The 23747-nt window shown below is 68.2% G+C and carries 22 protein-coding genes; 14 read left to right on the top strand and 8 right to left on the bottom strand.

The features are described from left to right. Positions 1-35: 35 nt before the first annotated feature. The 3 genes from ACZ7OI_RS49040 to ACZ7OI_RS49030 form a co-directional block, all read right to left on the bottom strand. On the bottom strand, positions 36-230 hold the full coding sequence (locus ACZ7OI_RS49040; protein WP_344269044.1) for a ferredoxin: 195 nt from the start codon (positions 228-230) through the stop codon (positions 36-38). A 13-nt stretch (positions 231-243) separates the two neighbouring features. Then, complete coding sequence (locus tag ACZ7OI_RS49035) at positions 244-1452, bottom strand: cytochrome P450 (RefSeq protein ID WP_470270988.1); 1209 nt, start codon at positions 1450-1452, stop codon at positions 244-246. A 154-nt stretch (positions 1453-1606) separates the two neighbouring features. Further along, complete coding sequence (locus ACZ7OI_RS49030) at positions 1607-2224, bottom strand: TetR/AcrR family transcriptional regulator (RefSeq protein WP_470270987.1); 618 nt, start codon at positions 2222-2224, stop codon at positions 1607-1609. Between the two features lie 125 nt (positions 2225-2349). Between ACZ7OI_RS49030 and ACZ7OI_RS49025 the strand changes: the two genes are divergently transcribed. The 3 genes from ACZ7OI_RS49025 (at position 2350) to ACZ7OI_RS49015 (ending at position 4530) form a co-directional block, all read left to right on the top strand. After that, positions 2350-2964: a YbaB/EbfC family nucleoid-associated protein gene (locus ACZ7OI_RS49025; RefSeq protein WP_470270986.1), complete on the top strand. Its 615-nt coding sequence runs from the start codon at positions 2350-2352 to the stop codon at positions 2962-2964. A gap of 144 nt (positions 2965-3108) precedes the next feature. After that, a complete protein-coding gene (locus ACZ7OI_RS49020) occupies positions 3109-3669 on the top strand; it encodes a snapalysin family zinc-dependent metalloprotease (protein WP_470270985.1) in 561 nt (186 codons plus the stop codon). Between the two features lie 177 nt (positions 3670-3846). Beyond that, positions 3847-4530: an alpha/beta fold hydrolase gene (locus ACZ7OI_RS49015; RefSeq protein WP_470270984.1), complete on the top strand. Its 684-nt coding sequence runs from the start codon at positions 3847-3849 to the stop codon at positions 4528-4530. A 3-nt stretch (positions 4531-4533) separates the two neighbouring features. Here ACZ7OI_RS49015 and ACZ7OI_RS49010 read toward each other — a convergent pair whose 3' ends face one another. Continuing rightward, a complete protein-coding gene (locus ACZ7OI_RS49010) occupies positions 4534-4863 on the bottom strand; it encodes a ParB N-terminal domain-containing protein (protein ID WP_470270983.1) in 330 nt (109 codons plus the stop codon). Positions 4864-5024: 161 nt separating this feature from the next. Between ACZ7OI_RS49010 and ACZ7OI_RS49005 the strand changes: the two genes are divergently transcribed. Further along, on the top strand, positions 5025-5621 hold the full coding sequence (locus ACZ7OI_RS49005; protein WP_470270982.1) for a LysE family transporter: 597 nt from the start codon (positions 5025-5027) through the stop codon (positions 5619-5621). Here the strand turns inward: ACZ7OI_RS49005 and ACZ7OI_RS49000 are convergent. Continuing rightward, a complete protein-coding gene (locus ACZ7OI_RS49000) occupies positions 5618-6622 on the bottom strand; it encodes a LacI family DNA-binding transcriptional regulator (protein ID WP_470270981.1) in 1005 nt (334 codons plus the stop codon). The genes ACZ7OI_RS49005 and ACZ7OI_RS49000 overlap by 4 nt on opposite strands. Before the next feature lie 203 nt (positions 6623-6825). Here ACZ7OI_RS49000 and ACZ7OI_RS48995 point away from each other — a divergent pair, with 203 nt between their 5' ends. The 6 genes from ACZ7OI_RS48995 (at position 6826) to ACZ7OI_RS48970 (ending at position 14698) form a co-directional block, all read left to right on the top strand. Next, a complete protein-coding gene (locus ACZ7OI_RS48995) occupies positions 6826-7911 on the top strand; it encodes an ABC transporter substrate-binding protein (protein ID WP_470270980.1) in 1086 nt (361 codons plus the stop codon). Beyond that, positions 7911-9488, top strand: a complete 1578-nt coding sequence (locus tag ACZ7OI_RS48990; RefSeq protein WP_470270979.1) for a sugar ABC transporter ATP-binding protein — start codon at positions 7911-7913, stop codon at positions 9486-9488. Before ACZ7OI_RS48995 ends, ACZ7OI_RS48990 begins: the two co-directional genes overlap by 1 nt. Next, complete coding sequence (locus ACZ7OI_RS48985; protein WP_470270978.1) at positions 9460-10419, top strand: ABC transporter permease; 960 nt, start codon at positions 9460-9462, stop codon at positions 10417-10419. Before ACZ7OI_RS48990 ends, ACZ7OI_RS48985 begins: the two co-directional genes overlap by 29 nt. After that, entirely contained in the window at positions 10416-11399 is a 984-nt protein-coding gene (locus ACZ7OI_RS48980) for an ABC transporter permease (RefSeq protein ID WP_470270977.1), read from the top strand. The genes ACZ7OI_RS48985 and ACZ7OI_RS48980 overlap by 4 nt, the downstream gene beginning before the upstream one ends. Positions 11400-11449: 50 nt before the next feature. Then, entirely contained in the window at positions 11450-13939 is a 2490-nt protein-coding gene (locus tag ACZ7OI_RS48975) for a LamG-like jellyroll fold domain-containing protein (RefSeq protein ID WP_470270976.1), read from the top strand. A 120-nt stretch (positions 13940-14059) separates the two neighbouring features. Continuing rightward, complete coding sequence (locus ACZ7OI_RS48970; RefSeq protein WP_470270975.1) at positions 14060-14698, top strand: hypothetical protein; 639 nt, start codon at positions 14060-14062, stop codon at positions 14696-14698. Here the strand turns inward: ACZ7OI_RS48970 and ACZ7OI_RS48965 are convergent. Further along, positions 14672-15097: a PGPGW domain-containing protein gene (locus ACZ7OI_RS48965; RefSeq protein ID WP_470270974.1), complete on the bottom strand. Its 426-nt coding sequence runs from the start codon at positions 15095-15097 to the stop codon at positions 14672-14674. The genes ACZ7OI_RS48970 and ACZ7OI_RS48965 overlap by 27 nt on opposite strands. A 125-nt stretch (positions 15098-15222) precedes the next feature. On the opposite strand from ACZ7OI_RS48965, the gene ACZ7OI_RS48960 reads away from it, so the two are divergent. Together ACZ7OI_RS48960 and ACZ7OI_RS48955 are read left to right on the top strand one after the other, a co-directional pair. After that, positions 15223-15879 carry a GNAT family N-acetyltransferase gene (locus ACZ7OI_RS48960; protein WP_470270973.1) on the top strand — a complete coding sequence of 219 codons (657 nt, stop codon included), beginning with the start codon at positions 15223-15225 and terminating at the stop codon, positions 15877-15879. Between the two features lies 1 nt (position 15880). Beyond that, positions 15881-16504 (top strand): class I SAM-dependent methyltransferase, encoded by a 624-nt coding sequence (locus ACZ7OI_RS48955; protein ID WP_470270972.1) that lies wholly within the window; start codon positions 15881-15883, stop codon positions 16502-16504. On the opposite strand, the gene ACZ7OI_RS48950 is transcribed toward ACZ7OI_RS48955, so the two are convergent. Together ACZ7OI_RS48950 and ACZ7OI_RS48945 are read right to left on the bottom strand one after the other, a co-directional pair. Beyond that, the gene (locus ACZ7OI_RS48950) at positions 16501-17106 is read right to left on the bottom strand and encodes an FMN reductase (protein WP_470270971.1); all 606 of its coding nucleotides are present in this window, start codon (positions 17104-17106) and stop codon (positions 16501-16503) included. The genes ACZ7OI_RS48955 and ACZ7OI_RS48950 overlap by 4 nt on opposite strands. Positions 17107-17137: 31 nt before the next feature. Further along, positions 17138-18223 (bottom strand): LLM class flavin-dependent oxidoreductase, encoded by a 1086-nt coding sequence (locus ACZ7OI_RS48945; RefSeq protein ID WP_470270970.1) that lies wholly within the window; start codon positions 18221-18223, stop codon positions 17138-17140. A 241-nt stretch (positions 18224-18464) separates the two neighbouring features. On the opposite strand from ACZ7OI_RS48945, the gene ACZ7OI_RS48940 reads away from it, so the two are divergent. Further along, positions 18465-20516, top strand: a complete 2052-nt coding sequence (locus ACZ7OI_RS48940) for a DNA gyrase/topoisomerase IV subunit B (RefSeq protein ID WP_470270969.1) — start codon at positions 18465-18467, stop codon at positions 20514-20516. 32 nt (positions 20517-20548) lie between these two features. Then, positions 20549-23038 carry a DNA gyrase/topoisomerase IV subunit A gene (locus ACZ7OI_RS48935; RefSeq protein WP_470270968.1) on the top strand — a complete coding sequence of 830 codons (2490 nt, stop codon included), beginning with the start codon at positions 20549-20551 and terminating at the stop codon, positions 23036-23038. Positions 23039-23747 lie beyond the last annotated feature (709 nt).

Genomic DNA, 23747 nt, shown 5'->3' with positions numbered 1-23747 from the left:
CCCTTACAGGATAAAGGACCGCCGGGGCCGCCGGTTCAGCCGTCCACCTCGATCGCGAGCGCCGGGCAAAGCTGCGCCGCTTCTTTCGCCTGCGCGTGCAGCTCCGCGGGCGGGTTTTCCTGCAGCAGCACCACGATCCCGTCCTCGTCGCGCTGATCGAACACCTCGGGCGCGACGAGCACGCACTGCCCGGCCCCGACACAGCGGGACTGATCGACGACCACCTTCATCTCGCGACTCCTTTCACCAGGTCACGGGGAGTTCGTGCACCCCGTAGACGACCATGTCGTGCTTGAACTTCAGCTCCTCCACCGGCGCGGCCAGCCGGAGCGTCGGGATCCGCCGGTAGAGCGTCCGGTACACCACCTGCAGTTCGACCCGCGCGAGCGGCTGGCCGAGGCACTGGTGCACGCCGTAGCCGAACGCGACGTGATGGCGCGCCTTGCGGGTGACGTCGAGCTTGTCCGGCTCGGGGAACTGCGTCTCGTCGCGGTTGGCGACGTCCGTGGCCGCGACCAGGCCCTCGCCCTTGCGGACGGTCTGCCCGCCGATCTCCAGGTCTTCGAGCGCGACGCGGCGGCGTCCGGAGTGGACGATCGTCAGGTAGCGCAGCAGTTCCTCGACCGCGTTGGCCAGCAAGGCATCGTCGCCGTCGCGGACCGCGGCGAGCTGGTCCGGGTTTTCCAGCAACGCCACCGTGCCGAGCGCGATCATGTTCGCCGTGGTCTCGTGGCCGGCCACGAGCAGCAACTGCCCCATCGCGGCCGCTTCCTCGACGGTCATCGCACCGGTGGCGACCGGTCCGGTCGCGAGCCGGCTGAACACGTCGTCAGCCGGGTCGTCGATCTTCTTCTCGACCAGCCGCCCGAGATAGCCTTGCAGTTCCTCAGCCGCGGCGATCGACTCTTCGGCGGTCGCCTCCCGCGAGACCAGGGTTTTGCTGCAGCGATGGAAGAAGTCGCGATCGTCGTACGGCACGCCGAGCAGTTCGCAGATCACCAGCGACGGCACCGGCAGCGCGAACGCCTGCACGAGGTCGGCGGGTTTCGGACCGGCCAGCATCTCGTCGAGCAGTTCGTCGACGATCTGCTGGATCCTCGGCCGCATGCGCTGGATCTTCTTCACCATGAAATCGCCGGTGAGCAGCCGCCGCTGGGCCGCGTGCTCCGGGTCGTCCATGCCGATGAACGATTTGAACCGGCTGCGCCGTGCCTTGATCCCGGGCGTCTGCGGCGGATAGCCGGCGCGGTCGGGCTCGGCGCTCACCCGAGGGTCGGCGAGCATCGCGCGCACGTCTTCGTAGCGGGTGAACAGCCACGGTTCGCTGCCGTCCCAGATTCGCACGCGCGACACCGGCTCGTCGCGCAGCTTGCGGTCGAGTTCGGGCGGCGGATCGAACGGGCAGCGCCCGCGGGACATCGGAAATTGCTTTACAGGCCGGGCCTCCGGCATCGCAGCCTCCTGGAGGAGAAGTCACCAAACGAGTGTTCGGATACTTACTGAACACATGTTAGGCGGCTTGGTGAACGATTGCCCACCAGTGCGGCTCAAGATCACCGGGATGGCCGTGGACGAGCGGAGAAAAACGGGAGAAAACGCCCGTGGCTCAAGCGAAAATGAGCGCCAGCAGCTCGTCGGCGAAGCTCACCACTTCGTCCCCGCTCGGCTGCCTTCCGGTCGAATGGAACAGCGCGACGCGGCCGTGCGCGCCGACGAACGCGATCACTCCGGCCCGTTCGGCGGACACCCGGAGCGCGGCGCCGGACTCGGCGCAGCGGGCGAACGCGGCGGTGATCCGGTCGACGAGATCGATCGCCGGACCGTGCGGCCGGACCTCCGGCGAAGGACGGCTGGCCCCGTTGGCCGTCATCAGCCGGTAGTGCCCGGGGTTGTCCATCGCGAACCGGCAGTACGTGTGCAGCAGCGCGCGCACGCGGCCCACCGCGTCGCGGGCGGGAACGCGGGACTCGGCCGCGTCCATCTCGACGCGCAGCCGCCCGAACTCGTATTCGGCGAGCCCGGTGACGAGGGCAGCGCGGTCGCTGAAGTGCTGGTAGATGCTGGCCGGGGCGATGCCGACGGCACGGGCGACCCCGCGGATGGTGAGCGCGTCCTCGCCGTCGAGTTCCGACAGGAGCCTGCTGGCCGCGGCGAGGATTTCCCCGCGCAGCCGTTCGCCCTCGCCCCAGCGGTTGCGCGTGCGGGCCTGGACTTCTTCGGACACTTGCCCATTGTTACCGCTCGCGTTGCCTCCTCGGGCTCCGGCCCGCCGCGGATGTCGATCGTTTCGTCGCCCGTCAGCCATCCGAGGTTCACCAACTGGGAGGGAGCGGTCGATAGCGTTTGCCGGTGGACGATCAGGGGTGGCTGGACGACTTCCAGCGGCGGATTGACGAGATGCAGGCCAAAAGCGCTGCCCTGCAGGAGACGCTGAGCACCGCGGAGGGCCGCGCCAAATCCGGCGACGGGCTGGTGACGGTTTCGGTCGCCCCGAACGGCTCGCTCAAGAACCTGGAGATCGACGACCGCGCCCTGCGGCACGGCGGCGCCCGGCTCACCGCCTCGATCATGGACGCCTACGGCAAAGCGCAGCGCCAGGTGTCGCGCGACGTCATCGACGCGTTCGAGCCGATCGCCGGCGACAGCGAGATGATGAACGTGGTCAAGTCGTATCTGCCGGAGCCGGAGGAAGAGCCGGAGCCTCAGCCTCCCGCCGAGCCGCCGCGGTCCGAACCGCCCGCGCGGTATTCCGGACCTCCGCCGGGCAGCACCACCCCGCCGGGCAGCGCGGCTTACGGCCGCCCGATGCCGCCCCCGGGCGGCGCGACCCACAGCCGTCCGCCGATGCCGCCTCCCGGCACCACCCCGCCGCCCCCGGCCGCGCCCGAACCGCCCCGGCCGACGTCCGGCCCGCACCGCAGGCGCGCGGCAGGCGAGGACGACGACGAGATGCAGCCCTGGTGACGGGTTGTCAACCCGTCGTTAGTGGTGGGAAATCACCATTTACCGGACCGTACGAATGGGGGGTCACATTCCGGGAGCTTCTGCCTACTTTGGGTTGAGCGCGCGCAAACCCGGCAAACTCCCCAATCCCCCAGGAGCTTTCTTATGTCCAGGAAGTTCGTGCTGTCCGGCGCGGTCGCACTCGCTCTGGCCGCTGCCCCGCTTTCGGGCGCGGTAGCGGTCGCCGCTCCGGCTCCTTCCGCCGCCGCGACCACCACGGTCTACTACTCGACGTCAGGCGCACCGTCGTTCCGGGCCGCGATCAACGCGGGCGCGGCGAACTGGAACCGCGCGGTGACCAACGTGAAGCTGGTCGAGCGCTCGTCCGGCGCCACCCTGCGCTACACCGAGGGCAACGACCCGCGGGGCTCGTACGCGCAGACCGACGGACACGGCCACGGCACCATCTTCATCGACTACAGCCAGGCCCAGCAGTACGACAACACGCGGATCACCGCGCACGAGACCGGCCACGCGCTCGGCCTGCCGGACCACTACTCGGGCCCGTGCTCCGAACTGATGTCGGGCGGCGGCCCCGGCCCGTCCTGCCACAACGCCAACCCGAACTCCCAGGAAGCCTCCCGGGTACAGCGGTTGTGGGCCAACGGGCTCGCCGCGGTCTCCGGTCCGCAGCAGCGGATCTACGACCACTCGCCGGTCGGCTGAGCTAGCTGAGCGAGCGGCGGCCGGGCGTGTCCCGGCCGCCGCTTCGCTGTCAAGGCTTCCGTGTCGGAAAGCGCCGTTCAGACCCGGTCGAGGTCAGAATCCGCCTTATCTCGTCGAGGCGGGGGTCCGCTGGGAGCTTCGGTGGTTGTCTTGCCTTCAGACGAAGGGGAGGCACTCATGACGGAAATCGTTCTGGTTCACGGCGCTTGGAGCGACGGGTCGGCGTGGCTGGAGGTGATTCCCGCGCTGCACCGGCAGGGACACCGGGTCCGCGCGGTGCACCTGCCGATGACCTCGCTCGCCGACGACATCGCCGAAGTCCGGCGGGAACTCGCAACCTTCGCTGGTCCGGTCACGCTGGCCGCCCATTCCTACGGCGGCGCGGTGATTTCCGGTGCGGCGAAAGACAATCCTCAGGTGAGCGCCTTGGCTTACTTCGCGGCGTACGTCCCGGACGAAGGCGAGACCGTGCCCTCGGCGAACGCCCGCTTCCCGGACGCCCCCGGTGGCGAGGTGATGGTGTTCCATCAGGACGGCTGGTCGTCGCTCGATCCGGAGCGCTTCCACTACGCCCTCGCCGCCGATGTGGCTCCCGAACGGGCAGCCGCGCTGGCCGCGGTGCAACGACGCGCCCGCGCCGAGTGCTTCGTCGCACCGGCGGGCCCCGGAGCCTGGCATGATCTGCCGACCGCCTATGCAGTGTCCACAGAGGACCGAATCCTCAACCCGGACCTGCAGCGCTGGTTCGCCGAGCGGGCCGGGGCTGATTGCGTCGAACTGGCCGCCAGCCACTACTCGCTGCTCTCCCAGCCCGAGGCGGTGGCGACGGTGATCGACAAGATCTCGGCCCGCGGCGGATAGCGGCTATTTCCCCGCTGCGGCTTTGAGCACCGCGAAATCCTCCGCCACCATCGGTCGCGCGTGCCCGGGGCGGGGAGTACGCGACTCCCAGACCACGGTGACCGGCACCGTCTCCAGCCCGAGCCGTAACGCGACGGCGATCCGGTGGTTTCCGTCGAGCGTCCCGAAATCCTCGCAGAACCCGAGCCGCAACGGCGTCAAGATGCCGTGCCGCGCGATGTCCTCAGCGAGGGCGTCGAGGTGTCGCGGGGTGTCCACCAGCGCGGAGCCCACCGTTTCCCGATCCACCGCCCGATACCGGACCACGAGCGGGACAGGCAGTTCGACTGGCATCCGTCCATCCTGGCACGGCGGAAATCCAGTTGCCCAGTCCCGTACGGACAGCCGAGTATTCCCGCCATGACCACCGAACCCGCGCGCCGTCCCCCGTCCCGCTGTCTCGCCGTCGACGGCAAGCAGCAGACGGCTCAGGAAGGGACGAGCCAGGCCGTACGATGAGCGCCGCGCTGGTCGCGGGGCTCGTCGCCGGGTACGGAATCGCCATGCCGGTCGGTGCGATCGGCGTCTATCTGGTCGAACTCACCGCGCGCACTTCGTGGCGGGTCGGGGCGGCCGCAGCGATGGGCGTGGCCACCGCGGACGGCGTTTACGCCGTTCTCGCCACCACCGGCGGCGCCGCGCTGGCCCCGCTGCTCGCCCCGATCACCGCGCCCCTGCGCCTGACCTCCGCCGCAGCGCTGTTCCTGCTCGCCGCGTGGACCGCGGTCCGCGCGATCCGGCGCTACCGGTCCGCCGAAACGCCTTTGCTGGCAACGGAACCACACCCGCTGCGGGCCTACGCGACCTTGCTCGGACTGACTCTGCTCAACCCGTCCACCATCATCTACTTCACCGCGCTCGTCCTCGGCGAACGACCAGCCGACGGCACTGTGTTCGCCGCCGCCGCGTTCGCCGCTTCGGCCAGCTGGCAACTGCTGCTGGCCATCGGCGGAGCGTTGCTCGGACGCGGACTCACCGGTCCGCGCGGACGGCTCGGCACCGCTTTGCTGTCCAGTGCAGTGATTCTTGTGCTGGCGGTGCGGCTCCTCTAGGAAACGACCGTGCTTTCCCTTATCTCCAGGGAAAACGGCGGCTGCACCGAACGCGGCTCAGCACTCTCGGTACCGGCGAGGCGGCTGTGGACGAGGTCGATCGCGGCCTCGGCGATAGCCGCCTTGTCCGGCGAGATCGTGGTGAGCGCGGGCAGGCTGAACGCGCTTTCCTCGGTGTTGTCGAAGCCGACGATCGCGATGTCGTCCGGCACCCGAAGCCCGTGCTCGGCCGCCGAACGCAACGCGCCGACAGCCAGCAGGTCGTTGAAGCAGAACACCGCGTCCGGCGGTTCTTCCTGTGCCAGCAAGCGTTTCATCGCCGCCGCCCCTTCGGCGCGATGGTACTTCGCCACCGGCTCCACCAAGGAATCCGCCGACGGCAAACCAGCATCCGCCAACGCGGCCCGGTAACCGGCAAGCCGCAACGACGACGTTCCACGCTTGGGGTTGGCGCCAATCGCGGCGATCCGGCGACGGCCGAGCGAAACCAGATGCGACACCGCGACGTGCGCGGCCTGCACGTTGTCGATCGCCACCCGGTCCAGCGCGACGTCCACCGCGTGCTCACCGAGCAGCACCAGCGGGATTTTCCCTTCCGCAGCAGGGAAATCGCCTGCTTCGAGCGCTTCGGGATGCACCAGCGCGCCGTCGACCAGATGCGGGCCCAGTGAGTCCACAGTGGCCCGTTCCCGGTCGCGAGTCCCTTGCGTCTGCTCGATCAGCACGCTCCATCCGCGGCGCTGCGCAGCGGTGATCACCAGCCCGGCCATTTCGCCGAAGTACGGGATGCTCAGCTCCGGCACCATCAACGCGAGGAATCCGGTCCGCCCGCGGCGCAGGTTGCGCGCGCCGACATTCGGCCGGTACCCGGTCGCGGCCAGCGCCTCTTCCACGCGCCGCCGGTTCTCCGGCTTCACGAACGCGTAGCCGTTCACCACGTTCGACACGGTTTTCACCGAAACGCCCGCCAGCGTAGCGACGTCCTTCAGGGTCACGGCCACGCTGACTCCTCATCTCGTCCGCCCAGAGCCCATCACGAGCTCGCGAGGCTTCCGGCACCAGCCCCGACGACCACGTAGTGTAGCGACGTTTTGCCTGTTTACAACGTTGTTCCAACGATGTAAAAATAGCCGGAGCTCAGCGGGGTGACGACCGTCACTCCGCCGAGCGGGTTGCCCCAGTCGTCGGCTGCGAGGAGTCCGCCGTGTCCCCGTCCGTCCCTGCCCGCTTCGCTCTGGTCGCCGGCGCCGCCACGGCACTCGTGCTCGCCGGCTGCACCAGCCGCGAGGAAACCCCGGCCGCGCAAAGCAATGGCTCCGGCCCGGCCGCCTCGGCCGCCTCGGCCGCGTCCGCCGCGCCGAGCGCCGACGGCTGCACCATCGACAAGACCGGATACCCGAAGCTCGACCCGAAGACCGCGATCGTCGGCTTCTCCCAGTCGGAGAAGGAGGCGAACCCGTTCCGGATCGCCGAGACCCAATCCATCCGCAGCGAGGCGGGCAAGCTCGGCATCCCGGCCGACCACCTGCTCACCACGAACGCGCAGAGTGACCTCAACAAGCAGATCTCGGACATCAAATCGCTGCTGGACCGGGGCGCGCAGCTGCTCGTCGTGGCCCCGCTGAACTCCGACGGGCTGCAGCCCGCGCTCGACGCGGCGAAGGCGAAGAAGGTCCCGGTGGTCACCATCGACCGCCAGGTGACGTCGAAGGCGTGCACCGACTATCTGACCTTCATCGGGTCCAACTTCATCGAACAGGGCCACCGCGCGGCCGCCGCGCTGGCGAAGTCCACCGGCGGCAACGGCAAGGTCGCGATCCTGCTCGGCTCCTCGGGCAACAACGTGACCACCGACCGCACCAAGGGGTTCAAGGACGAACTCGCGAAGACGCCCGGCCTCACCGTGGTCGCCGAGCAGACCGGCGAATTCGACCGCTCCAAGGGCCAGTCGGTGATGGAACAGCTGATCCAGAGCCACCCGGACCTCACCGCGGTGTACGCGGAGAACGACGAGATGGGCATCGGCGCGGTCAACGCGCTCAAGACCGCGGGCAAGAACCCCGGCAAGGACGTGAAGGTCGTGTCGGTCGACGGCACGCGCAACGCGGTGCAGCTGATCGTCGACGGCAGCTACAACGCGGTGATCGAATCGAACCCGCGGTTCGGGCAGCTGGCATTCCAGACGCTGCAGCAGTTCGAGGACGGCAAGCCGATCCCGCCGAGCATCGTCATCACCGACGACTCCTACGACGAATCGAACGCGGCCCAGAAGGTCGGGAACGCGTACTGATGACGAGCGCGGCCGACACCCAGGTGGCGACCATGACCGCACCGGTGCTCGAGGTGTCCGGGGTGACCAAACGGTTCCCCGGCACCGTGGCCCTCGACGACGTCTCCTTCAGCCTGCGCCGCGGCGAAGTCCACGCGCTGGTCGGGGAAAACGGCGCGGGCAAGTCCACTTTGATCAAAGTCCTCACCGGCGTGTACCGGCCGGACGAGGGCGAGGTGCGCCACCTCGGCGAGCCGGTCGAGTTCCGCAGGCCGATCGACGCGCAGCGCGCCGGCATCTCCACCATCTATCAGGAGGTCAACCTCGTTCCGCTGATGAGCGTGGCGAGCAACGTCTTCCTCGGCCGGGAACCGCGCACCCGCACCGGATTGGTGGACTGGTCCGCGATGAACGAGCAGGCGCGCGAACTGCTCAGCGGCTACGGGATCGACACCGATGTGCGGCGTCCGCTGCACACGCTCGCGGTCGGCGCGCAGCAGATGGTCGCGCTGGCCCGTGCGGTGTCCACAAAGGCCGGTGTGGTCGTGATGGACGAGCCGACGTCGTCGCTCGAACCGCGCGAAGTGGACACTTTGTTCGAGGTGCTGGCCCGGTTGCACGCCGACGACATCTCGGTGCTCTATGTGAGCCACCGGATGGACGAGCTGTACCGGGTGTGCGACAGCGTCACGGTGCTGCGCGACGGTCGCGTGGTCCACAGTGGACCGCTGAAGCCGTTGCCGCGCATTGAATTGGTGTCGATGATGCTCGGCCGGGAGATCCGGCAGATCCGCGCCGAGGGCGTCACCGCGTTCGGCGAGGAGCATCATGCGGAGAAGGAACCGTTGCTGCAGGCCACGAATCTGTCCGGCGGGAACAAGCTGCACGACGTTTCGGTGAGCGTGCGGCCGGGCGAGGTCGTCGGACTGGCCGGGCTGCTCGGGTCCGGCCGGAGCGAGACCGCGCGGGCTGTCGTCGGGGCTTTCCCGCTCGACGGCGGTACCGTGCTGCTGGCCGGAAAGCCGTTGAAGCGCGGGAAGATCTCCGCCGCGATGCGGGCCGGAATCGCACTGCTGGCCGAGGATCGCAAGGCGGACGGGATCATTCCGAACCTGTCCGTACGCGAGAACATCGTGCTCGCCGCGCTGCCGCGGCTGTCCACTTTCGGCTTCGTCAGCCGGTCCAAACAGGACCGTGTGGTGAAGACGTTCATGGAACGGTTGCGGATCAAGGCGTCCAGCCCGGAGCAGAAGGTCTCCGAGCTGTCCGGCGGCAACCAGCAGAAGGTACTGCTGGCGCGTTGGCTCGCCACCGGGCCGAAAGTGCTGTTGCTGGACGAGCCCACGCGTGGCATCGACGTCGGGGCCAAGGCCGAGGTGCAGGCGCTCATCGACGAACTGGCTCAGGACGGGCTCGGCGTGCTGCTGATTTCGTCCGAACTGGAAGAGATTCTCGACGGCGCGGACCGGGTGGTCGTGCTGCGCGACGGCAGCGTCGCGACCGAACTGGCCGGCGACGCGGTCACCGAGGACAACGTGCTGGCGGCCATTGCCGCAGGGGGTGACAACGATGTCGACCGCGACACTGACGAGACCTGACCGCGCTCGCGTCACGAGCTGGCTGCAGAACTACGGCGTGTACCTGGCCGTGATCGTGCTGCTGCTGTTCAACATCGCGTTCACGCAGAACTTCCTCTCCGCGGCCAATTTCCGCACGCAGCTGGTGCAGGCCGCGCCGGTGTGCATCGTCGCGCTCGGCATGGCGCTGGTGATCGGTACCGAGGGCATCGACCTGTCGGTGGGCTCGGTGATGTCGGTCGCCGCGGCGCTCGTCCCGCTGTATCTCGGGGCCGGGCCGTTGATGGTGATCGTGGTCGCACTGATCGCCGGGGCCGCATCCGGGCTGTTCAGCGGGTTTCTGGTGGCCCAGCTCGGCATTCAGCCGATCATCGCGACACTGGCGTTACTCGTCGGCGGTCGCGGACTAGCGCTCGTGATCGCGCACGGACAGCTGGTGCAGCTGCACAACCCGGACTTCCTCGCGCTCGGCACCGGTGACGTCCTCGGGGTGCCGATCATGGTCCTGGTGGCCGCAGTTCTCTCGGTGCTGGCCGGTTTGCTGGTGCGGCGCACCACTTTCGGCCGCCATCTGGTCGCAGTCGGCGGCAACCGTCCTGCTGCGACACTCGCCGGGCTGCCGGTGAAACGCGTCCTGATCGGCGTGTACGCCATGTCCGGCGCGCTGGCGGCGATCGCCGGGGTGCTGTCCACCGCACGGCTCGCCGCGAGCGATCCCAACGATCTCGGCCTGCTGATGGAACTTTCCGCGATCACCGCGGTAGTGGTCGGCGGGACTCCGCTCACTGGCGGCCGCGTGCGCGTGCTCGGCACGGTGTTCGGCGCACTGCTGATGCAATTGGTGCACGCCACGCTGATCAAGCACAACCTGCCCGATTCCGCCGCGCAAATGGTGCAGGCCGCCATCATCGTCGCCGCGGTGTACGTCGCCCGGGAACGGAGCACGCGATGATCGCGACCACCGCCGCCCCGCCGTCGGAACGGGGTGCCGCGTTCGCCGCAGTCCTGCAACGCCAAGGTGCAGCCGTAGTCCTCGTGCTGGGCGTGGCCGCCGCGTGGTTTGCCTTCCCGCGCTTCGGATCCGCGGACAACCTGCGCGATCTCGCATTGCAAAGCTCTTTCCTGGCAGTGATCGCGCTGGGAATGACGTTCGTGATCATCTCCGGCGGGATCGATCTGTCGGTCGGCTCGGTGTACGCGCTCGGCGGTGTGCTGGCCGCGTACGGCTCTCGATACGGCCTGATAGTCGCGATCCTGCTGCCACTGGTCGTTTGCGGACTGATCGGGTTCATCAACGGACTCCTCATTGCCCGCACGAAGATGGCACCGTTCATCGTCACGCTCGCCTCGCTGCTGTTCGCTCGCGGGCTCTTGCTGGCCTTGACCAACGAGGGCGCGACGACGTACAAAGTGGAGCCGGGATCGGCGTTGCTCTGGTTGGGGCAAGGCAAGATCTTCGGTGTCGGCGTACCGGTGTACCTCGCTTTGGTCCTTTTCGGACTCGGCGGGCTGCTGTTGCGCCGGACCCGGTTCGGCCAGTCGGTGTTCGCTCTCGGCGGCGCGGAACAGTCCGCGCTGCTGATGGGTCTTCCGGTGGCCCGCACCAAAATCACCCTCTACACGCTCAGCGGGACGCTCGCCGGATTCGCCGGCGTGCTCACCGCGGCGTATCTGCAATCGGGCGTCACCGTGCTCGGCGTCGGCACGGAACTGGACGCGATTTCCGTCGTGGTCATCGGCGGAACGCTGCTCACCGGCGGCGCGGGAACTGTCATCGGCACGCTCGTCGGCGTGCTGCTGAAGACGCTGATCCAGAACGTCATCAACCAGGTCGGCACTCTCGATTCCAACTACCAGACGGTGGTCAGCGGCGCGTTCCTGCTGGTCGTCGTCGTGATCCAGCGGCTGCTGGCCCGCTCCCGCCGCTCCTGACCCGTGCCGCTCCCTCCGCGCTGATCCACCTGTAACTAGGAGGTTCGACGATGGTCCGTCCTGCCCGCAGACCCGGCCGTTTGGCCACGGTGGCCGCCGCGCTCGCCGTGGCCGTGTCTGGGTTGTCGAGTGTCCCCGCCGCCGCGGCCGATCCACCGCAATGGCAACGCCTCACCCCTCCCCTGACCACCCCGTGGACCAACCAGGTTTCCCCGGGCAACGCCCTCCCCGAATACCCGCGCCCGCAATTGACCCGCGACAACTGGCAGAACCTCAACGGCGTCTGGGAATTCTCCGCCGCCAAACCGGGCGACTCGCCGCCGATCAAGCGCAGTCTCGACGAACGCATTCTCGTGCCTTACCCGGTCGAATCGGCGTTGTCGGGAATCATGCGGCACGAAACGTCGATGTGGTACCGGCGGACGTTCCAGGTGCCGAAGAACTGGCACGTCGGCGGGCGGGACCAGCGGCTGATCCTGCACTTCCAGGCAGTCGACTACGACACCACGGTGTGGGTCAACGGCCATCAGGTAGCCCGCCACACCGGCGGTTACGACGCGTTTTCCGCGGACGTCACCAATGCGCTGACCACCGGGAAAGACCAGGAAGTCGTCGTCGGCGTCACGGATCCCAATGACGCCGGCGGACAACCGCTCGGCAAGCAACGCAAGCCCGGCGACGGAATCTTCTACACCCCGTCGTCCGGAATCTGGCAAACCGTCTGGATGGAACCGGTGACCCCGGCCTACATCTCCAAAGTGGACACCACGCCGGACGTCGCCAGCGGTTCGGTCACCGTCAACGCCGTCGTGGGCGGACCGGTGAAGCAACGCGTGGAAGCCGTCGCCTACGACCACGGCCGCGTCGTCGGCCGCGTGTCCGGACCGGCGAACACCCCGTTGAAGCTCAAGGTGAACCGGCCGCATCTGTGGACCCCGGACGATCCGTTCCTGTACGACCTGCGCGTCTCACTGTCCTCCGGGGACAGTGTCGGCTCGTACTTCGGCCTGCGGTCGGTTTCCGTCGGCAAGACCGCGGACGGCAAGCAGCGGATGATGCTCAACGGCAAATTCGTGATGCAACTCGGCCCGCTGGACCAGGGTTTCTGGCCGGACGGCATCTACACCGCACCCACCGACGCGGCGCTGAAGTTCGATCTGGAACAGGAAAAGGCGCTCGGGTTCAACATGGTGCGCAAGCACATCAAGGTCGAACCTGATCGCTGGTACTACTACGCGGACAAACTCGGGCTCATGGTGTGGCAGGACATGCCCGCGATGAAGGACGACATCGAGGCGACGCCCGCGTCGCAGGCGAACTTCGAATCCGAACTGCACCGGATGATCGACCAGCACCGCAGCTTCCCGTCGATCGTCACCTGGGTCCCGTTCAACGAGGGCTGGGGCGACTACGCCGTCGGCCGGATCGCCGACCAGGTCAAGGCCTGGGACCCGACACGGCTCGTGGACGCGGAGTCCGGGGTGAACTGCTGCCGGTCCGAGCCGGACAGCGGACGCGGCGACCTCTACGACGACCACACCTACACCGGCCCCGGAACCCCGGTGCCGGACGCGACCCGCGCCGCGGTCGACGGCGAGTACGGCGGCCTCGGCCTGAAGGTCGACGGCCACCAATTCGACCCGGCGGGCAGCTTCGCCTACGAGATGGAGCCGGACAGCGCGACGCTCACCCGCCGCTACGCCGAACTCCAGCAACGCCTGCTGCTCGCCGGACGGCAATGCGGGGTGTCGGCTGGGGTGTACACGCAGACCACCGACGTGGAAAAGGAGGTCAACGGCTTCTTCACCTACGACCGTCAGGTGAAGAAGATGGACTTCGCCGCCGTCCGCGCCGCGAACCTGTCGGTGATCAAGGGCGTTGACGGTTCACCGCAACAGGGTCCGGTGATCCCGCCAGGCACTCCCGGCATCGACGGAATCGCCGCGTACCCGTTCGACGAGAACAGCGGCACCACCGCGGCGGACACCGTGGGCCACCACGACGCGACGCTCGTCGGCGGCGCTTCCTGGACCGCCGGACACAGCGGCTCGGCCCTCGCGGTGAACGGCTCCGGCCAGTACGCCGACACCGGGGCCGCGCTCGCGAAGACGGACCTGAGCTACAGCGTCGCCGCGTGGGTCAAGTTCAACGCGGTCGGCGACGGTTTCCAGACCGTCGTGAGCCAGGACGGCAACGACCACAGTGCGTTCTTCCTGCAGTACTCAGGCGCGGACCACAAGCTGGCGTTCAGCTTCATCGGTACGCGGGCCCTCGCGCCGATGACGCCGGAAGCCGGACGCTGGTACCACCTGGTCGGTGTCCGCGACGCCGCTACCGGGCAGCTCGCGCTGTACGTGGACGGCCAGCTGGCGGCGTCGCGCAGTGTTTGCCTGGGCGAGGCGTCCACCGGGCACACGGTGATCGGACGTGGGAAGTACGGCGGCAATCCGGTCGACTTCCTGAACGGGGCGGTCGACCAGGTGCACGTGTACGACCGGGCACTGTCGGCTGCGGAGGTGGCCAAGCTTTACGCCTCCTAACGCCTGGAGCTCCCCGAGAAGCGCCTGGACCCGCGAGTTCGCAGGTCCAGGCGCTTTTATTTCCCCGGCCCCGGTACCATTCCCCAGCGCCGAGACGACCGAGCCCCGAGGAGCCCAGCCGTGCCATCCGCCCCGCCGGACGAACTGGCTCCCGCCGATACCCGCCACCGCCTGGCGCGAGCGGCGACGGAAGTGCTCGCCCCCTGGGTGTGGGTGCTCGGCCTGCCGCTCGCGGTCGCCTGGCAGGTCACCGGCCACCGACTCGGCGAAGCCGTGCTGTGGGGCCTGATCGTGGGAATCACCGGTTCCCTGATCCCGATGGCGGTCATCGTGCGCGGCGCGAAACGCGGGAAGTGGGACAGCCACCACGTGACCGACCGCGCCGGTCGGCTCGTGCCGTTCGCCGCGTGCATCGGCTCTCTCGCGCTCGGATTCGTGGTGCTGCTCGTCGGCTCCGCGCCGCACGAGATGATCGCGCTGGCGGCCGCTGAGCTGGCCTGTCTGGTGGTCGCGCTGGCGGTGACCTTCGGGCTGAAATTCAAAATCTCGATGCACGCCATGGTTGCCGCTGGGTCGACCGTGATGCTGATGAAGGTCTACAGCCCCTGGCTTGCCTTGCTTTTCCTTGCGGTGGCGTGGGTTTGCTGGTCACGCGTCGAGCTGAAAGACCACACCGTCGCGCAAGTGACCGTCGGCGCGGCGGCTGGCGTCGTGATCGGCGGGGGCGGCTACCTAAGCCTTGCCGCCTTGCTGGCCTGAGGCTCGCTTCGCCCGCACCCGCCGGTAACTCCAGATCAGCAGCGCGAACAGAATCAAGCTGGACAGAATCAGGCTCGTCCCAGTGCTCCACCCGCTCAGCGGCAGCGACCGAACCGTCCCCCACACGATGCCCGCGGCCAGCAAAGCCAGCCCAGCCAGCACGGAACCGGCGATCCGCCACGGCGAAGACACGCTTTCCTCGGCAGCCTGCATCGCCCGCGTCCGCACCGGGTCGACAAATCGCTGCAGCGCCGGGAACTCCGACGCGAGCACCAGCAATCCGGCGAGCACGAGCAGCAGTCCCGGCCCCGGCAGCACGAGCAGCACGACCCCGACGATCACCAGCGCCCCGCCGACGACCGACAGGAGCACCCGGCGCACTGGCTTGCCCAATCCCATCGGGTTAGTGTGCCGTCCGGCGCGCAGTGCTGCCAGGCGAAACCTCGCCGGACTGTCCATACTGGACTCGCTCCGGCGGCCGTCCCCGCGCGTTTTTGTCGGTGCTGAATGCTTAGCTGCTCAACGTGGTCGAAGCACTGCCTGACCTCATCCTCCGCTGGCAGGCGGGATGGGGCGCATCCCGAGGCTTCCGTCCTGCCGAACAAGCCCGAGGCGGGCTGCACGTCCTGGTCGAACAACCGGGTCGGCACCGCGAGATCGTCGCGCTGTCCGCCGAACCGGACGTCCTGCGCGGCCTGGCTGCCGAGGTGGCCGCGGCGTCGCGCCCGACGTGGCTGACCGTGCCGACAAACCGGCCTGAGTCGGTCGAGACGATCATGCGCGAGGCTGGCCTGAAGCTGCGAGACGAACGCGAAGCGCTCATGACCATTCCCCTGCGCCGACATCCACCGTGCTCGGCTCCACCGCCCTACACGTACGCGACCACCATGAACGGGACGGTGTGCGAAACCGTGCTGAGGCATCCCGATTCAGGCATTGCGGCGCGCGGAACGATGGCCGTGGTCGGCACCGACGCCATCGCGGACCGGATCGAAACCGTGCCCGAGCATCGCCGCCGCGGCCTCGGCAGCGTCGTGATGAGTGCGCTCGCGGAAAGCGCCATGGCGGGTGGCGCTACCACCGGGATTCTCGTCGCCACCGCGGATGGTCAACAGCTGTACTCAGCGCTGGGCTGGACCACGCGCGCCACCGTCCTCATCGCCCAGACCCCGGCAGGCTGACATGGAATGGCTCACCGACACCCGGAATTCGTACGACACCGTCGCGGAGGACTACGCGGCATTCGTCCGTAACGCGCTCGGCAAACAGCCGTATCTGCTTGCCGCGCTCGGGCTGTTCGCCGAGCAGGTCAGCGACGGCCCAGTCGCCGACGTCGGCTGCGGTCCCGGCCAAGTGACCGCCCACCTCAACGAACTCGGCGTAGCCGCCTACGGCATCGACCTGTCCCCCGGCATGATCGAGGTCGCCCGGCGCGACTATCCGACACTGCGGTTCGAGATCGGCTCGATGACCGACCCGCTGCCCGCCGCTTCGCTGGCCGGGATCGTGGCGTGGCAGTCGGTCATCCACCTGCCGGACGACCTGCTCCCGGACGTCTTCGCGAACTTCCGCCAAGCCCTGCGTCCCGGAGGACTGCTGCAGCTGTTGTTCCACGTCGGCAACGAAACCCGGCTCAAAACCGAGGGCTACGGCGGCCACCCGATGAAGCTCCAGGTGCACCGCCGCCCACGAGAACGCATGACGACCTGGCTCAACGACGCCGGATTCACCGTCGAGACCGAACTACTCCTCGACCCGGAAACCCCAGCGCCGCAAGCCATCCTCACCGCCAGGAGCCGCCCTTAGCGACCAGACAGCAACTGCTCGAACGACACCGAGGCGTACTCGTCATCCGGCTTCGTCTCGGGTGCCGCCGCGACCAGCTGAGCCAGCTCGCGGCCAGCCCGCTCCACGCGTTGCTGCAACGCACCGGTCGCCTCGACGCTGCCCCAGTCCGACGACGCCGCGTACACGCCCGTCGCAACCGCGGTGGCGCGAAGGTAGGCGAAGAGCGGCCGGAGCGCGAAGTCGAGCGCGAGCGAATGCCGTTCCGTACCGCCCGTCGCGGCCAGCAGCACTGGCTTGCCGTCGAGCGCTTCCTTGTCCAGCACGTCGAAGAACGATTTGAACAGCCCGCTGTAGGAAGCGGTGAACACCGGCGTCACGGCGATCAGGCCGTCCGCACGCGTCACGGTGTCGATCACTTCCCGCAGCTGCGGGCTGGGGAACCCGGTGAGCATGTTGTTGGTGACGTCCACCGCGATGTCGCGGAGTTCGAATACCTTCACCGTCACGTCGTCGTCGGCCAACGCGGCGCGAGTGGCCTCGGCCAGCCGGTCGGCCAGCAGCCGCGTCGACGACGGCTGGCTCAACCCGGCGGTGACCACGGCGATGGTGCGTGCAGTCATGACCTCTCCCCTCAATCCGGCGGTACCCGGGTCAGGCGTTGACAGCCTGGGCCGCCTTGAGCGATTCGTGCGTGGGCCCGTCCGGCACGTGCGCCGGGCGCTTCGCTTCCAGTTCCTTGCGCAGCACCGGCACGACCTCCTCGCCGAGCAGGTCGAGCTGCTCCAGCACGGTCTTCAGCGGCAGGCCGGCGTGGTCCATCAGGAACAGCTGGCGCTGGTAGTCGCCGAAGTGCTCGCGGAAGGTCAGCGTCTTGTCGATGACCTCCTGCGGGCTGCCGACGGTCAGCGGCGTCTGCTCGGTGAAGTCCTCGAGCGACGGACCGTGCCCGTACACCGGCGCGTTGTCGAAGTACGGCCGGAACTCGTTCCACGCGTCCTGCGACTTCGGCCGGATGAACGCCTGCCCGCCGAGGCCGACGACGGCCTGGTCGGCCTTGCCGTGCCCGTAGTGCTCGAAGCGCTGCCGATAGAACGCGATCAGCTGCTGGAAGTGCGAGGTCGGCCAGAAGATGTGGTTCGCGAAGAATCCGTCGCCGTAGTAGGCGGCCTGTTCGGCGATCTCCGGGCTGCGGATCGAACCGTGCCAGACGAACGGCGGCACACCGTCGAGCGGGCGCGGGGTCGAGGTGAAGCCCTGCAGCGGGGTGCGGAACTTGCCCTGCCAGTCGACGACCTCCTCGCGCCAAAGCCGGTGCAGCAGCGCGTAGTTCTCGACGGCCAGCGGGATGCCCTCGCGGATGTCCTTGCCGAACCACGGGTAGACCGGGCCGGTGTTGCCGCGGCCCATCATCAGGTCGAGCCGCCCGTCGGCCAGGTGCTGCAGCATGGCGTAGTCCTCGGCGAGGCGCACCGGGTCGTTGGTGGTGATGAGGGTGGTCGACGTCGAGAGGACGATCTTCTCCGTTTGTGCCGCGATGTTCGACAGCAGCACCGTGGGGTTCGCCGGCGCGGCGAACGGCGGGTTGTGGTGCTCTCCGACGGCGAAGACGTCGAGGCCGACCTCTTCGGCCTTGAGCGCGATCTTGACCATCGCCTTGATGCGCTCGTGCTCCGTGGGCGTGACGCCCGTGGTGGGGTCGGTCGTGACGTCGCCCACCGAGAAGATTCCGAACTGCATGACCGCTCCCTAGCCGGTTGCTTCTTACCTTGCTTGTCGGCACAACTACTCGCGTGGAAGATGTATTCCTACGGGACTATACCGGTGACCTGGGACACGCTGCCGGACCCCACTGGGGGCGCAGCGGCCAGATCCTGTCGGGGGGTGCGGATATCCTGCAGTACGGTGACGGCCCGGGGCCCCTGCTCCGGCCGCCTGTTTGCCCACCGAACAGCTCGCCTCGATCCGGGAGAACGACCTCGTGACTGCTGAGACTCTGTACGGGGCCGACGACCTGACCCACCTCGAGGGACTCGAGGCGGTTCGCAAGCGCCCCGGGATGTACATCGGCTCCACCGACAGCCGTGGCATCAACCACCTGTTCTCCGAGGTCGTCGACAACTCCACCGACGAGGGCGTGGCCGGCCACGCCTCGCGCATCGTCGTCACGCTGCACGGCGACGGCAGCGTCCAGGTGGACGACGACGGCCGCGGCATTCCCACCGGCGTGCACGCCAAATCCGGCCTTTCCGGCGTCGAACTGGTGCTGACCCGGCTGCATGCCGGCGGCAAGTTCGGCGGCTCCGGGTACAAGACGTCGGGCGGTCTGCACGGCGTCGGAGCCTCGGCGGTGAACGCGCTGTCGCACCGCTTCGACGTCACGGTGAAGCAGGACGGCAAGGTGCACCAGATGTCGTTCGCGCACGGCGTGCCCGGCGTGTTCGACGGCCCCGGTGCGAAGGCGAAGTTCACCCGCCGCTCCGGGCTCAACCTCGTCGGCAAGATGAAGCGCGGCGAGCGCAGCGGCACGTCGATCCGCTACTGGTACGACGCGCGGTACTTCGAGACCGGCGCGGTGCTCGACGTCGAGGGCGTGCGCGCGAAGCTGCGCAACACCGCGTTCCTCGTGCCAGGCGTCACGTACGTGCTGCGCACCACGTTCGAGGACACCATCAACGAGGAGACCTTCCACTTCCCGAACGGGCTCGTGGACATGGTCGACTTCCTCGCCCCGGACAGCGAAAAACCCGTCTGCGGCACGCTGATGATCACCGGCACGGGCACGTACAAGGAGAACGCGGCGGACGCCAACGGCGTCATGCAGTCCAATGTGGAGCGACACGCCGAGGTCGAGGTCGCGCTGCGCTGGGGCACCGGCTACGAGCGCACCGTGGAATGCTTCACCAACACGATCCGCAACGTGCACGGCGGCACGCACCGGCGCGGGTTCGACCGCGCGGTCACCCGCGCGATGCAGGACGTGATCGGCAAGACGCGCGGGCTGCTCAAGGCGAAAGAGGACCCGCCGACCACCGAGGACGTGCTGGAAGGCATGACCGCGGTGATCCACGTCCGGCTGCCGGAGCCGCAGTTCACCTCGCAGACCAAGGACGAACTGTCCACGGCGGGCATCACGCGCGTCATCCAGGGTATCGTCGACAAGCAGCTGCGCGCCTGGACCGAGGACCGGAAGACCAAGTCCGAGGCCAAGATCGTGCTGCAGAAGGTGGTCGACGCGGCGCGCGTGCGGCTCACCCAGAAACAGCAGAAGGACGCCGCCCGGCGCAAGACCGCGCTCGAGGGCGCGGCGATGCCGCCGAAGCTGGTCGACTGCCGCACCACGGGCGTCTCGCGCAGCGAACTGTTCCTGGTCGAGGGCGACAGCGCGCTCGGTTCGGCACGGATGGCGCGGGTGTCGGAGTACCAGGCCCTGCTGCCGTTGCGCGGCAAGATCCTCAACGTGCAGAAGGCGTCCCTGGGCGACACGCTGAAGAACGCCGAGATCGCGTCGATCGTGCAGGTGCTCGGCGCGGGCACCGGCCGCACGTTCGACCTGTCGACGATGCGCTACGGCCGGGTGATCCTGATGGCGGACGCGGATGTCGACGGTTCGCACATCCGCACGCTGCTGATCACGCTGTTCGCGAAGTACATGCGCCCGGCGATCGAGGACGGCAGGCTGTACGCGGCCATGCCGCCGCTGCACAAGATCACCACGAAGGGCCGCGGTTCGGAGACCGTCTTCACCTTCACCCAGCGCGAGATGGAGCAGAAGGTCGCCGAACTCGAAGCGGCGGGCAAGCAGATCGTCACGCCGGTGCCGCGGTTCAAGGGCCTCGGCGAGATGGACGCCGACGAACTGTGGGAAACCACGATGAACCCGGCGACGCGCTCGGTCCGGCGGATCACGCTCGAGGACGTCGAGGCCGCGGAGCTGGCGCTGGAACTGCTGATGGGCGAAAAGGTCGAGCCGCGGCGCAACTGGCTGGTCGAATCGTCCGACCGCGTCGACCGCGACGCCATCGACGTCTGAGTTTTCCGTTCGTTCCCAAGGAGTTGTGAGCCATGGCTCGCCGTAGCAAGACCCCGGTGACCCGGGTCGACCCGAGCGCGTTCGACTCGCCGGGCGCGCAGGTCTTCGACAACCCGCTGAAGACGGAGATCGAAGACTCGTACCTGGAGTACGCGTACTCGGTGATCCACTCGCGCGCCCTCCCGGACGCACGAGACGGCCTGAAGCCGGTGCACCGCCGGATCCTGTTCTCGATGAACGAGAACGGCTACCGCCCGACGCACGCGTACGTGAAGTCCTCGCGCGTGGTCGGCGACGTGATGGGCAAGTACCACCCGCACGGCGACGTGGCGATCTACGACGCGATGGTCCGGCTCGCGCAGGACTTCTCGATGAACGCCCCGCTGGTCGACGGGCACGGAAACTTCGGCAGCCCAGACGACGGCCCGGCCGCCTCGCGTTATACCGAGGCCCGGATGTCCAACGAAGCGATGCTGCTCGTCGGCGAACTCGGCGAGGACACCGTCGACTTCCGCCCGAACTACGACGGTTCGCTCGAAGAGCCCTCGGTCCTCCCCGCCGCGTACCCGAACCTGCTGGTCAACGGCACGTCCGGGATCGCGGTCGGCATGGCGACCAACATGATCCCGCACAACCTCGGCGAGGTCATCGGCGCCGCGCGGTGGCTGATCAACCATCCGACCGCCACGCTCGACAAGCTGATGGAGTACGTCCCCGGCCCCGACCTGCCGACCGGCGGCAGCCTGCTGGGCCTGGACGAGGTCCGCAAGGCCTACGAAACCGGCCGCGGCGTGGTCCGCATGCGCGCGAACGTCGAAACCGGCCCGCTGGAAGGCAGCCGAGGACGGCAGGCCATCACGGTCACCGAGCTGCCGTACGGCGTCGGCCCGGAGAAGGTGATCGAGAAGATCACCGACGAGGTCAACAAGTCCAAGCGGCTCACCGGAATCGCGGACGTCAAGGACCTCACCGACCGCGAGAACGGCACGCGGCTCGTCATCGAGTGCAAGGTGGGCGTCAACCCGCAGGCGCTGCTGGCGGATCTGTACCGGCTCACGCCGCTGGAGCAGTCGTTCGGCATCAACAACCTGGTGCTCGTCGACGGACAGCCGCAGACGCTCGGGCTGAAGGCGCTGCTGGAGGTCTTCCTGCGGCACCGCTACGAGGTCGTCACGCGGCGCACGCGCTACCGCCGTCGCAAGCGCGAAGAGCGCCTGCACCTCGTCGACGGTCTGCTGGTCGCCCTGCTGAACATCGACAAGGTCATCCGGCTGATCCGCGAAAGCGAAAACGCGGCCGCCGCGAAGGACGGCCTGATGACGAAGTTCAAGCTGTCCGAAATCCAGGCGACCTACATCCTCGACACTCCCCTGCGCCGCCTGACGAAGTACGACCGCTTGGAACTGGAAAACGAGCAGGAAAAGCTCCGCGCGGAAATCGCCGAACTGACCACGATCCTCGAGGACGAGTCGGTCCTGAAGAAGCTCGTGTCGGCGGAGCTGGCGAAGATCGCCAAGGACTTCCCCACCGAACGCCGCACCCGCCTCATCGACGGCGACCTGAAGGAAGTCCTGGCCGCGTCGAAGCCGTCCGGCCCGCTGGAGGTCGCCGACGACCCGTGCCAGGTGATCCTCTCCGCCACCGGCCTGGTCGCCCGCACCGCCGCGGAATCCGAAGAGGCGTCGGAAGTCCGCCGCCGCAACGGCCGCGTAAAACACGATGCCGTGTCCGCCGTCGTGCACACCACCGCGCGGGGCCAGGTGCTGCTGGTGACCAGCCGAGGCCGCGCGTTCAAGACGGATGTCCTGCCGTTGCCGGTGCTCCCAGAGCAAGCAGGCACGGTCTCGCTTCGTGGCGGGATGGCAGCAAAAGAACTGGTACCACTGGAAAAGGGCGAACGCGTGGTAGGCATCGCGCCCTTGGGCGAGCAGGCAGGAGACTCGCCAGGCCTGGCCATCGGCACCCGCGCCGGCGTAGTGAAGGTCTGTGCCCCGGACTGGCCAGTCCGCTCGGACGAATTCGAGATCATCACCCTCAAGGCGGGCGATGAAGTCGTAGGCGCGACCTGGCTGACGGACGGAAACGAAACCCTGGCCTTCGTCTCGTCGGACTCGTCCCTGCTGCGTTTCGCCGCAAGCCTGATCCGCCCGCAAGGCACCAAGAGCGGCGGCATGGCAGGAGTGAAACTGTCCGCAAACGCGACTGCGGTCTTCTTCGGCGCCATCCGCACCGACGACGAAGAACACGGCGAACCCATGGTCGTCACGGCGACGGGCCAGAGCGTGAAGGTCACGCCCTTCAGCGAATACCCGGCAAAAGGCCGAGCCACCGGCGGCGTGCGAACCCACCGATTCCTCAAGGGAGAAACCGAAGTCCAGGTCGCCTGGATCGGCCCCCGCCCAGCAGGCGCGAGCCGCACCGGAGACCCCGTGGAACTCCCCGAAGTAGACCTCCGCCGCGACGGCTCAGGCCACGCCCACCCCGGCCCAGAAGTAGTAGGCCACCTCATCGAACGCGGTTAAGACAGCAAAGTGCGCGCGATCCGCACAGTTCACGGTTCGCGCCCACCCCGCCGACGCCGTCCGTGAGGGGAACCCTGAGGGACTCTGATTCCCTCAGGGTTCCCCTCACGACCGCCCGCCCAGTCGCCGCGCCACGCCGCGATCGTCCGCTACTTCGGGGTTTTCTCAGTGGCGCGCGCACTACACCCTGCCGGTGCACGATGCCGAGACCTGTGAGGACCCATCGAGGGAATCAGATTCCCTCAAGAGCCCCCTTACAGACGTTCGCAGCACCAGCAAGCCACGCAGCCCAACCGCAGCCCGCGCACACCTCACCCCGCCCGGCCCGGCCCGACGTCCGTGAGGGCCACCTTCACAGCCACTGATTCCCTCAGGGTTCCCCTCACGACCCGCAACCGGCCGTGAGGGGCCCCTTCACGGACGTAGATTCCCTCAAGGGGCCCTTCACGGCCTTTCAGCCACCCGCCCAGCCGCACCCGCGCGCCCCCACCTACCCAGCCGCACCCGCGCACCCAACCCACCAGCGCACCCAAGCCACCGCCACACACACATCCCAACCGCACCCGCGCACCCAACCCGCCCACGCAGCCACACCACGCGCCCACCCACTCACGGCAGCCCGCGCACCCAAACCCACCAGCGCAGCCACACCCGGCCCTGCACCCCGATACGAAGCCAAAAACGCGGCGCGGGGGTGCTTGTCAAGGCA

The sequence above is a fragment of the Amycolatopsis sp. NPDC114503 genome, assembly GCF_055633655.1.
This window is presented reverse-complemented; position numbering and strand designations above follow the sequence as displayed.